This is a genomic window from Noviluteimonas lactosilytica, from assembly GCF_020866925.1.
GTDB classification, from domain to species: Bacteria; Pseudomonadota; Gammaproteobacteria; order Xanthomonadales; family Xanthomonadaceae; genus Noviluteimonas; species Noviluteimonas lactosilytica.
In genome coordinates this window covers 1-681 of the sequence record NZ_JAJGAK010000011.1, presented here as the reverse complement: position 1 = coordinate 681, position 681 = coordinate 1, and the positions used below count along the sequence as shown (strand labels likewise).

1 protein-coding gene is annotated in these 681 nt (G+C 63.4%); it reads right to left on the bottom strand.

Annotation, left to right across the window (positions count from 1 at the left end; all coding sequences use genetic code 11):
* Positions 1-398: 398 nt before the first annotated feature.
* The coding region (locus tag LK996_RS16525; protein WP_230528478.1) for a hypothetical protein at positions 399-681 on the bottom strand (283 nt) is incomplete at its 5' end.

Sequence of the window (681 nt, the reverse complement as noted above, 5' to 3'; positions counted from 1 at the left end):
CGCGCGGGGCTGGCATTCCCCGGTGTTGCGGGTCGCATAGCGCCCAGTGCCAGTCATGATCCTGCTGCAATTTTGACCTCGCGGTCAGGGCCTTACAAGGCGAAACGTGCCAAATCGTTAGCAGTTCTTGGCAGGCGGCGGCACACCAGAGGGCACAGACCTGCCGGGCGGCTCGGAGGAGTCCATAGCTGCGACTCACCGGGTGGTGATCGGCCTTGAGTCGAAGTTCTCCTCCCAACCCGCGCCGGAGAACGCCATGAACCAGCCGTGCAAAAGGACCGCCTGGAATAGCGGCAAGCTCGTGGGGCAGAAGGCCCCACTCAAGCTCAAGGAAATCTGGGCGATCCGGTTTCGGCTGCAACTAGCCGGGGACATTCGGAAGCTAGCCCCTTTTCGACTTAGCCATCGATAGCAAGCTCAGGGCATGTGACCTGGTTGGGCTCCATGTGCGCGATGTGACCCATGGCGCTCAGATTGCGCCGCGCGCCCGCGTCATCCACCGCAAGACCAAGCGCCCCGTCCAATTCGAGATCAGTCCGCCGACCCGCGACGAACTGACCGCGTGGACCGAATCGCGCCACCTTCCGCCGGATGCGTACTTGTTTCCCAGTCGGCAACGCGCCGACGCGCACCTTTCGACGCGGCAGTACGCACGCATCGTGAAAGGGTGGGTGCGAAGCG